This window comes from Roseiarcus sp. (assembly GCF_052145395.1).
GTDB lineage: Bacteria > Pseudomonadota > Alphaproteobacteria > Rhizobiales > Beijerinckiaceae > Roseiarcus.
On the sequence record NZ_JBKQOT010000884.1, the window covers coordinates 1 to 8704 of the forward strand.

At 64.8% G+C, this 8704-nt stretch carries 10 protein-coding genes; 4 read left to right on the forward strand and 6 right to left on the reverse strand.

Annotation, left to right across the window (positions count from 1 at the left end; all coding sequences use genetic code 11):
- The first annotated feature begins 235 nt into the window (after window positions 1-235).
- Window positions 236-1147, forward strand: coding sequence for an NAD(P)-dependent oxidoreductase (locus ACLP25_RS30585; protein ID WP_442472853.1), 912 nt, complete (start codon window positions 236-238; stop codon window positions 1145-1147).
- A gap of 64 nt (window positions 1148-1211) precedes the next feature.
- Here ACLP25_RS30585 and ACLP25_RS30590 read toward each other — a convergent pair whose 3' ends face one another.
- From ACLP25_RS30590 to ACLP25_RS30605, 4 genes are all read right to left on the reverse strand, one after another.
- Window positions 1212-1973, reverse strand: a complete 762-nt coding sequence (locus tag ACLP25_RS30590; RefSeq protein WP_442472854.1) for a hypothetical protein — start codon at window positions 1971-1973, stop codon at window positions 1212-1214.
- A gap of 18 nt (window positions 1974-1991) precedes the next feature.
- A complete protein-coding gene (locus tag ACLP25_RS30595) occupies window positions 1992-3386 on the reverse strand; it encodes an amidase (RefSeq protein ID WP_442472855.1) in 1395 nt (464 codons plus the stop codon).
- Window positions 3387-3401: 15 nt separating this feature from the next.
- Window positions 3402-4880: an ABC transporter substrate-binding protein gene (locus tag ACLP25_RS30600; protein ID WP_442472856.1), complete on the reverse strand. Its 1479-nt coding sequence runs from the start codon at window positions 4878-4880 to the stop codon at window positions 3402-3404.
- Window positions 4881-5008: 128 nt separating this feature from the next.
- Window positions 5009-5536, reverse strand: coding sequence for a DUF2852 domain-containing protein (locus ACLP25_RS30605; protein WP_442472857.1), 528 nt, complete (start codon window positions 5534-5536; stop codon window positions 5009-5011).
- Between the two features lie 202 nt (window positions 5537-5738).
- Here ACLP25_RS30605 and ACLP25_RS30610 point away from each other — a divergent pair, with 202 nt between their 5' ends.
- The gene (locus tag ACLP25_RS30610) at window positions 5739-6023 is read left to right on the forward strand and encodes a BrnT family toxin (protein ID WP_442472858.1); all 285 of its coding nucleotides are present in this window, start codon (window positions 5739-5741) and stop codon (window positions 6021-6023) included.
- A complete protein-coding gene (locus ACLP25_RS30615) occupies window positions 6007-6333 on the forward strand; it encodes a helix-turn-helix domain-containing protein (protein WP_442472859.1) in 327 nt (108 codons plus the stop codon). The genes ACLP25_RS30610 and ACLP25_RS30615 overlap by 17 nt, the downstream gene beginning before the upstream one ends.
- 71 nt (window positions 6334-6404) lie before the next feature.
- Here the strand turns inward: ACLP25_RS30615 and ACLP25_RS30620 are convergent, their stop codons facing one another.
- Window positions 6405-6620: a hypothetical protein gene (locus ACLP25_RS30620; RefSeq protein ID WP_442472860.1), complete on the reverse strand. Its 216-nt coding sequence runs from the start codon at window positions 6618-6620 to the stop codon at window positions 6405-6407.
- Here ACLP25_RS30620 and ACLP25_RS30625 point away from each other — a divergent pair.
- Entirely contained in the window at window positions 6525-7172 is a 648-nt protein-coding gene (locus ACLP25_RS30625; protein WP_442472862.1) for an SDR family NAD(P)-dependent oxidoreductase, read from the forward strand. The genes ACLP25_RS30620 and ACLP25_RS30625 overlap by 96 nt on opposite strands.
- Window positions 7173-7538: 366 nt before the next feature.
- Here the strand turns inward: ACLP25_RS30625 and ACLP25_RS30630 are convergent, their stop codons facing one another.
- Window positions 7539-8042 carry a hypothetical protein gene (locus tag ACLP25_RS30630; protein WP_442472861.1) on the reverse strand — a complete coding sequence of 168 codons (504 nt, stop codon included), beginning with the start codon at window positions 8040-8042 and terminating at the stop codon, window positions 7539-7541.
- Window positions 8043-8704 lie beyond the last annotated feature (662 nt).

The following is an 8704-nucleotide window of genomic DNA, read 5'->3' on the forward strand; positions in this document are numbered from 1 at the left end:
TTGTGGGGGCGGGCCGGGGTGGGGGGTCGCGCCCACCCGTGAAAGGGCCGGTGGAATGAGGCCAAAATTCTCAAGGCTGGCGCGACCCCCCTCCTCAATCCTCCCCCACAAGCGGGGAGGACATGGCCCCGCGGATCGCGGTCATGTTGCATCGATTGCCTTGAGCTTCCCTCCTTGCAAGACAAGAGGCAGCTGACATGCTAGCGACAATCGAGACTCTTGCGAGGAGGCGCGCATGAAAGAACGTATCGGCTTCATCGGAATCGGGCTCATGGGCCACGGCATGGCGAAGAACCTCGTCGAGAAGGGCTTTCCGCTGACCGTGCTCGCGCATCGCAAACGCGAGGCGGTGGACGACCTGAAAGGCCGCGGCGCGAACGAGGCCGCGAGCGCGCGAGAAATCGCCGAGGCGAGCGACATCGTCGTGCTCTGCGTCACCGGCTCGCCGCAAGTGGAGACGGTCGTGCTGGGGCCCGACGGCCTCGCCGCGGCGGGCAAGCCCCTCATGATTATCGACTGCTCGACCTCCGAGCCGGCCTCGACCCGAAAACTCGCCGCCGAGCTGGCGCCGAAGGGGATCGCGTTCGTCGACGCCCCCTTGAGCCGCACCCCGAAGGACGCCTGGGAGGGGACGCTCGACGTCATGGTCGGCGGCGATCCCGCCGCGGTTTTACGCGCGCGGCCGATCCTTGAGGCGTTCGCCGGCCGCATCGTCGAGACCGGGCCTGTCGGCACCGGCCACACGATGAAGCTCCTCAACAATTTTGTCTCGATGGGCTACGCGGCGCTCTACTCGGAAGCCCTGACGGTGGGGGCCAAGGCGGGGCTGTCTCCCACGGTGTTCGACGCGGTCATCCGCGACGGCCGCATGGACTGCCTCTTCTACCAGACCTTTCGGAAGTACGTGATCGAGCGCGACCGCAACGCCCATCGCTTCACCCTCACGAACGCCTCGAAGGACATGACGTACCTCGCCGGCTTCGCGCTCGCGCTCGGCGTCGCCAATCCGGTCGGAGCGGCGGTGCGCAATTCTTTCGCGCAGGCCGTCGCGACCGGCCACGGCGAGGACTACGTGCCGATGCTGTCGGATCTGGTGGCGGAGTGGAACGGGACGTCCTTGGTGCCCTCGACCAACCCCAAGGGATGACAGGAATCCCGGGTCGCTGCTATCGTCGGAGCGAGTCCGGACCCCGAGGGCAGAGGCGTCGCTTTCAGCCCGTCGCTCCCGCCCACTTGTTTATGTCGATCTGTGTAATCACGTAGTCCCACGCTTTCTTGTTTCCTAAGGCATGTGCGGAGAATAAAGCCAGCGCGTCACGAATTTTCGTAAAGTCCGAGTCATTATCAGTCCATATTCCGGCTTGCGCCTTCGCGATGATCGCATCGCGCAAGTGTTCGTACCCTTTGCGCCAGGCGGCGTGGTTGATGTTGCCGTTCGCCTCAAGTACGCGCACAAGCGCAAAGCTGGGAACGCCCGCGAGCGCGCACGCGGCGTCGATCAAATCGGTGACCTGCCCGAACCAGCGAATGTTCTGCCCTTCAAAGCCACAGCGTCGAGCCAGTTGGCCATAGGTGGTTGGGGGCAGGTTTGCTCGGTAGTCCGCTTCCAGGATCGTGAGCGCCTCTTCCGCTACGACATGCGTCTTCATCGGGACAATCGTCGCCACGCTTGGGGACATTGACAACTTTCGAGTGCCCAACTTCTTGACCGGCCCGAGCGTCTTCGCATGCTCTTCGCACGCGGCCGCCAGCGCGAGCATACCCCGGTCCTTTGCGCGCTGAGCGAAGCGCAGGCAGGCATCCGGATCGACAATGTTTGCAACCGTCGCGATAAGCTCGGCCTCGCTCTTGGTTAGTTTCTTCTCCATCGGACCGAACCGCACCTCTCGGAAATGGTTTAGCGTTGAACTCAAACATTCAGAGTGGATGCGGCCGTCGTCGGGACCGCCTGTGCGTTCGGCGTCGTTAATCAAGCAGTTCTTCGGACGCCTTCAATTTCCCGGCGGCTCCGGCCATGGCAGAATGACCGCCGAGCGGATCTCCTCGTAGGCGCGCGCGACCGACAGCACGCCGACGTCGTCGAAGCGGCGGCCGACGATCTGGAGGCCGATCGGCAGGCCTTCGCTCGAAAAGCCGCAGGGAATCGAGAGCGCCGGCTGGCCCGACATGTTGAAGGCGACGGTGAAGCCGATGTGCGGAAGCGGGTTTAGGGGGTCGCGGCTCGGCGAGGCCCATTCCGCCGGGAAGGCGGTCATCGGCGCGGTCGGCGTCAGCACAACATCGAACGCTTGCGTCGCCCCGGCCGCCGCCTTCTGCATCGCAAGACTCTGGCTGAAGGCGCGGAAGACGTGCTCTCCGGAAAAGCCGTTCGCCGAATCGGCCCAGTCGCGGATGAACGGCAGCACCGCCGCGCGCTTTTCCGGCGCGAGCGCGTTCATGTCGACCAGCGCCCGGGTGCGCCAGAAATGGTCGACTCCGTCGAGCATGTCCTGGGTCAGGAACGGCCCGATCGGCTCGACGCGGGCGCCCGCCGCCTCGAAGTCCCGCGCCGCCTGCTCGATCGCCGCCCGGACCTCCGCCGTCGGCGGGACGCCGCAACCCGCCTCCAGCAACAGCCCGACACGCAAGCCGGCGAGCCGCGCCGGCCGGACCGCCCAGTCGAGCGTCCGATATTCGAGGCTCGTATAGTCGCGCGCGTCCGGCAGCGTCAGCGTCGCCATCATCAGGCCGGCGTCCGCGACGCTGCGGGTCATCGGGCCGGCGACGCGTCCGATATAGGGCGGGTCGATCGGCACGCGCCCGGCCGACGGCTTCAGGCCGACGATCCCGCACCACCCCGCCGGCAGGCGGATCGAGCCGCCGATGTCGGTGCCGACATGGCACGGCCCGTAGAGCGCCGCCGCCGCCGCGCCCGCGCCCGCCGACGATCCGCCCGGATTGCGGTCGAGCTTCCAGGGGTTGCGTGCGAGCGGGTGATGGCTCGACAGGCCGGACGACAGCATGCCGTAGTCCGGCATGGTCGTCTTGGCGAACACAATCGCGCCCGCCTCGCGGAGCCGCGCTGCGGGCGGCGCGTCGGCCTCAGCCGGCGTCATGTCGCTCGCCGCCGTGCCGACCGGAGTCGGCTCGCCCCGGGTGGCGATGTTGTCCTTGACGGTGACCGGCACGCCGTCGAGCGGGCCGATCGGCTCGCCCTTCATCCAGCGCGCCTCCGAGGCGCGCGCCTCTTTCAGCGCGCGCTCGGGCGCGTAGAGCCAAGTCGCCGCGATATGCGGCTCGAAGGCCTCGATCCGCTCGATCACCGAGGCCATGGCCTCGGCCGGCGTGAGTTTTCGCCCACGATAGGCGCTCAAAAGTTCGAGCGCCGACAACCGGAATGGCTGCACCTCAGGCCTTCCCGATCACTTCCACGACATCTCCGAAAGGTCGTTGACGAAGATCGGCGCATTCTTCCACAGGCCCTTCAGGTCGGCGCTCGCGACCGACACGTTGGGAAGCTGGAAGAGAAAGGCGTTGACCGCGTCGGCGGCAAGCTGCTTCTGCGCCTCGGTGAGCGCCGCCTTGTAGGCGTCGAGATCCGGCGCGGTGGTGACCTTCTTGTAGATCTCCTGGAACGCCGGGCTGTCGTACTGAAAATAGTAGTTCGGGTTGGCGTAGATGCCGATGTCGAGCGGCTCGACATGGCTGATGATCGTCAGGTCGTAGTTGTGGTCCTTGTAGACCCCCGACAGCCACTGCGCCCATTCGACATTCTCGATCTTGGCGTTGATGCCGACGTCGGCGAGCTGAGCGGCGATGATCTCCCCGCCCTGGCGCGCATAGGGCGGCGGCGGCAGGATCAGCGTGAGGTCGAGCGGGGTCGTCGCCCCCGCCTCCTTGAGCAGCGCCTTCGCCTTTTCCGGGTCGTGCGGATAGAGGCCGGTCAGGTCGACGTAGCCCGGATCGTTCGGCGTCAGGTGACTGCCGATCGGCGTCCCGATCCCGTTCATCGCGCCGTCGATGATCGCCTTGCGGTCGATGGCGTAGGCAATCGCCTGACGCACCTTGAGGTCGTCGAGCGGCTTCTTCTTGTTGTTCATCGCCAGAATCGTCTTGCCCTCGGTTCCGCCGACCAGCACCTCGAAGCGCGGGTCCGACTTGAACTGGTCGAGCGCCTGGACGTTGGCGAAGCGCGGGAAGGCGTCGACGTCGCCGGCGAGCATCGCCGCCACCGCCGCCGACGGATCGGAGATGAAGCGGAAGGTGGCGTGCGCGAGGGGGATCTTCGCCGCGTCGCGATAGCCGTCCCATTTGTCGAGCGTGATCGAAGCGCCCTTCGTCCACGCGCCGAGCTTGTAGGGGCCGGTGCCGACCGGCGCGGTCGCCTCGTTCGCCGCGCTCTTCTCGTCGAGGATCACAGCGGTGTTCATGCCGAGGTGGAACAGCGCCTCGAAGCTCGGGGCCTTGAAGTGAAGCACGACCGTCAGCGGGTCGGGGGTCTCGATCGATTCGATCGAGGCGAAGAAGCCCTTGTCCTTGTTGGTCGAATCCTTGGCGCCAAAGCGCTCGAACGAGAACTTGACGTCCTTCGAGGAGAACGGCTCTCCGTCCTGGAACTTGACGTTCGGCTTGAGGGTAAAGGTCAGGGTTTTCAGGTCGGGCGAGAAGGTCCATTTCTCGGCGAGCTGCGGCGTCACCGAGAAGTCCTCGTTGATCTTCGTCAGGCCCTCAAAAATGTTGCCGTGCGTGATTTCTCCGATCGCGGCGGCGGGCGCCGTCGTCGGATCGAGCCCTGGCGGCTCGAGCACCATGCCGATCGTCACGCTGTCTTTTGCGGCGGCGAGACTGACGGAGGCGGCAAGGGCGAGAGCGGCGGAAACCAGAAGCGATGGGCGGCGCATGAAGTGCTCCGGAAAGGGAAGGCGTCGGAGCATACCATTGCGTGAGCGAAGATCGTCAAGCGCAAGAAAGCCCCCCTGTCGGCGGACAGAGGGGCTTTCCTTGTCTGATCGAACTTTGAGGCGTGTCGTCAGCCTGGCTGGCCGCTCGGCTGACCGCCGCCGTTCGCGGGTCTCGCGCGGCGCTCGGCCATGAACCGCTCGAACTCCTCGCGGTCCTTGGCGCGGCGGATCGCCTCGACATACTCGGCGAACTCGCGTTGCGCGTCGTCGAGCTTGCGGCGCTCCTCGTCGAGCCGGGCGAGCTCGGCCTCGCGCCACTCGTCGAAGGCCATGTTGCCGGTCGAGGGGCTATAGAAGCGGCTCGCGCGCCGCATGGCGGAGCCGCAGCTCCAGGAAGAATTCTCGGACATCATCGTACGCGCGCCCTGCCATTTGTCGGTCACGAAGGTCTGCAGATCGGGGCCGCCGGAACGGCGCTGCCAGAACTTGTAGCCGAGGATCGCCAGGCCGATCGGCCAGAAGACGATGAAGCCGAGAACGAGAGCGATGATCTCGAACGCCGTCCAGCGCGTGCCGCTGCGCCGCCACCGGGCGTTCGCCCAGTCGCCCGGGCCGAATTCCCGCGCGCCGCCCCACGTATTGTCAGCCGTGCCCATAAAGGACCTCCAATGGCCCAAGGCCGCAACGCCACCGCCGGCGGTCGCTCGAGCGCCTATCAGATTGGCCCGCGCTTGTGGCCGCGCAAGGGCGGCGAGCGGAAAAATCGGAGCGGGTCAGAAATCAAGGGCTTATAGGGAGCGGAATAGTGGGCGAAAGGAATCGTTGGCCCTTGACAAAACTACGGCTATGCAGTACCTAATGGACGACGGTCATTATCAGTGGGATGACGCCAAGGCCGCTTCGAACTTCACAAAGCATGGCGTCACCTTCGAAGCTGCGCGCGATGTCTTCAAAGACCCGTTTGCGATCGAGTTGATCGATGACCGCGAAGAGTACGGCGAGGATCGATTCCTCCTCATAGGGATGGCGCGACAGCGCCTCTTGGTCGTCGTTTACACCATGCGAGACGAGCGCATCCGCCTGATTTCGGCGCGAGGGGCGGAGCCTATTGAGCAACGGCGGTACCATGAGCAGAACAGCTAACCACGATTGGAGCCGGCTCGACGCGATGACTCCCGATGAACGTCATGCCGCCGCCCTTGCCGACCCCGACGCGAAGCCGCTGACGTCGGAGGACCTCACGCGCATGAAGCGCACCCCCCAGGTGCGCGTCATTCGGCGCGCCCTCGGCTTGTCGCAGGAAGAATTCGCAACAAGGTTTCATATCCCGCTTGGAACGTTGCGAGATTGGGAACAGGGGCGCAAAGATCCCGACGCCGCCGCGCGCGCCTATCTCGTTGTGATTGGCCGCAATCCCTCCGCCGTCGCCGAAGCCTTGCGCCCTGCCCCGTAACTGCGGCCGTTATGATGATTTAAGGCCATGCCCGGGTCTCGATACTCGATCGTTGGCCAAAGCGTCGGCGCTCAGGCGAAGCCGAGTCGAACACACGACGGAGGAGGCATGGCCTTTGGGTTGATCTTTCGGGACGGAACGCGCTTGTCACAGGCGGATCGCGCGGCATCGGCCGGGCGATCGCGCTCGCGCTGGCGGAGTGCGGCGCGGCCGTCGCGGTCAATTTCCGCACTCGCGCCGAAGAGGCCGACGCCGTCGTCGAGCGCATCCGTTCCGCCGGCGGCCACGCCATCGCCATACGCGCCGACGTGTCGCTCGGCGCCGAAGTTTTCGGCCTCGCGGAGCGCGTCGCGCGCGATCTCGGCCCGATCGACATTTTGATCAACAATGCGGGCGTGGCGATCGCCGACGCGGGCGAAGAGACGTTCGATCGCACGCTCGCGACCAATTTGAAGTCGGCCTACCTCTGCACCGAGGCGTTTTTGCCCGGCATGCGGGCGCGCCAATGGGGGCGGATCGTCAACATCTCTTCCGTCGCGGCGCGCGGCGCCGGCGCCGTCGGCGTCGCCTACAACGCGTCCAAGGCCGGGCTCGAAGGCCTTACGCAGGGATACGCGGCGCGCGTCGCCAAAGACGGCGTCACCGTCAACGCCGTGGCGCCCGGCCCGACCGACACCGAGATGGGCGGCCCGTTGAAGGCTCAGGGCGTCGTCGCGCGCATTCCGGTAGGCCGCATGGGCCGAGCCGAAGACGTCGCTGAGGCGACGGTCCTCGTCATCGGCAACGCCTTCATCACCGGCCAGACGATCGCGGTGAACGGGGGCTTGGCGTTCCTTTGAGGAGCGCGCTGCGGTCGAACGCCGTCGGCCGCACGTCCCGGCCGGAGTCGACCCTGAGCGGTCAATGAAAATCGAGGGCTTTGAGAGACGCCACGAGGTCTCGAATGTTGCTGCTCGAAGGCCCGCTATCGACCCGAAGCGCGCGTTCCCCGTCAATCCCGGTACGGACGCAAAACGCCAAAGAGCGGCCTTTCCCGGAGCAGCTCGCCCGAGCGCGTCCTCGCGGAGGGACGAGAATGAGAACTCGCAAGCAGGCTGTGGTGGTTACTTTTCAAAGGCTACTGATTAAGGCGGCTTAAGCCTTCTTCCCTTGAGGCCACTCTGTAGGTGACCGCTTTTTGTCCACCGAAATCGGCCGTTACTCTGTCACTTGAACGTATAGTCGGCCTCAAAGACATTCGGACCTGTGCCCCTGCCGGTCCACTCGTAGTTCTTGCCGTTCAGAGACGCCCAACTTCCGGTCGCCAAAGTTACAATGCCATGCCCGGAGGCTGTCCAACCGCTAGGTTTGCCATCGGTCATCGTGACCTCAAGCGTTCCGTCCGTATGTTGAAATGCCTCTGTGGCTCCCGGCTTACGCGCAACTCCATAATCCGAAAGCTCTTTCGCCTTCGGCCCATCCCATTCCAACATGGCTGTTTCGGTCACAACTGCGCCGGCCAGGGGGCCTTCAGTAACCTGGCAACTTGCTTCCCCAATCGACAGCACGTGGCCCTCGCGATCGCCGAGTTGCTCGGGCGTGAAAGCGCCTACATTGCGACAGACCTGATGCCCATGAAGCTCTTGAGCCGTTGCGCTCGGCACGGCAAGCGCGAAAGCAATCGCTGAGAGACTGCCAAAGCACAATGGAACAAGCTTGATGCCCCTCATTTGCGTTCTCCTCCGTATCTCGTGTTCTGACCCGAAATTCGCCGGATTGCCGCTTTCGACGGAGATCAACACAACCAGAATTGGCGATTGTCTCAAGCAAGTTGCCGGTTCCATAGCACCGGCGCGCTCGCGGCGTGGCAGACTGTGATCCTGTCCACAACGCAGACACCGGGTCTACAAAGGCTGCCAGGAAAGGCTGGAAGTCCGCCCGTTCCTGCCGTTCGGTGAACGGTCACTATCCGCCCAATCGAGGCGTCCACGGACGCAATCTCGACCGGCAGCAATACGTCGACTCCGGCCGTCTGCTCTGCGCAAATTGCGGGCGTTCGGCGACTGAGCGGCGAACGGCTCAGTTCGACCCTTTGCTGCCCTCAAGATGGGCTCTGCGAACGCGCGCAAAACGCGAGAAAGCTGTCGTTGGCTGAACGCCTGGTCGCGCTGACCGAAGTTGCTGAAACAAGCTGCGAACCGGTTCGATCGGAAGCAGGCCGTCCGGGTTCACACAAGCAAAGAGGCTATTTGCTCCGCTTGTGAGCCTTGTCTCTTTAGGCTGGTGCGAGGCGTGGATCGCAGTTTGAGCGTGTGTGCGCCAAGTGTTGTGTTCCGGCGCGCGGGTGTGCTAATACGCGGCATTATGTAGCAACCTCCACCACCAGTATATT

Bases quoted from the DNA above. Each gene is read 5' to 3' on its own strand.
- ACLP25_RS30605 (WP_442472857.1), bottom strand. From the start codon at position 5,536: ATGGGCACGGCTGACAATACGTGGGGCGGCGCGCGGGAATTCGGCCCG.
- ACLP25_RS30585 (WP_442472853.1), top strand. From the start codon at position 236: ATGAAAGAACGTATCGGCTTCATCGGAATCGGGCTCATGGGCCACGGC.
- ACLP25_RS30600 (WP_442472856.1), bottom strand. From the start codon at position 4,880: ATGCGCCGCCCATCGCTTCTGGTTTCCGCCGCTCTCGCCCTTGCCGCC.
- ACLP25_RS30630 (WP_442472861.1), bottom strand. From the start codon at position 8,042: ATGAGGGGCATCAAGCTTGTTCCATTGTGCTTTGGCAGTCTCTCAGCG.
- ACLP25_RS30610 (WP_442472858.1), top strand. From the start codon at position 5,739: ATGGACGACGGTCATTATCAGTGGGATGACGCCAAGGCCGCTTCGAAC.
- ACLP25_RS30615 (WP_442472859.1), top strand. From the start codon at position 6,007: ATGAGCAGAACAGCTAACCACGATTGGAGCCGGCTCGACGCGATGACT.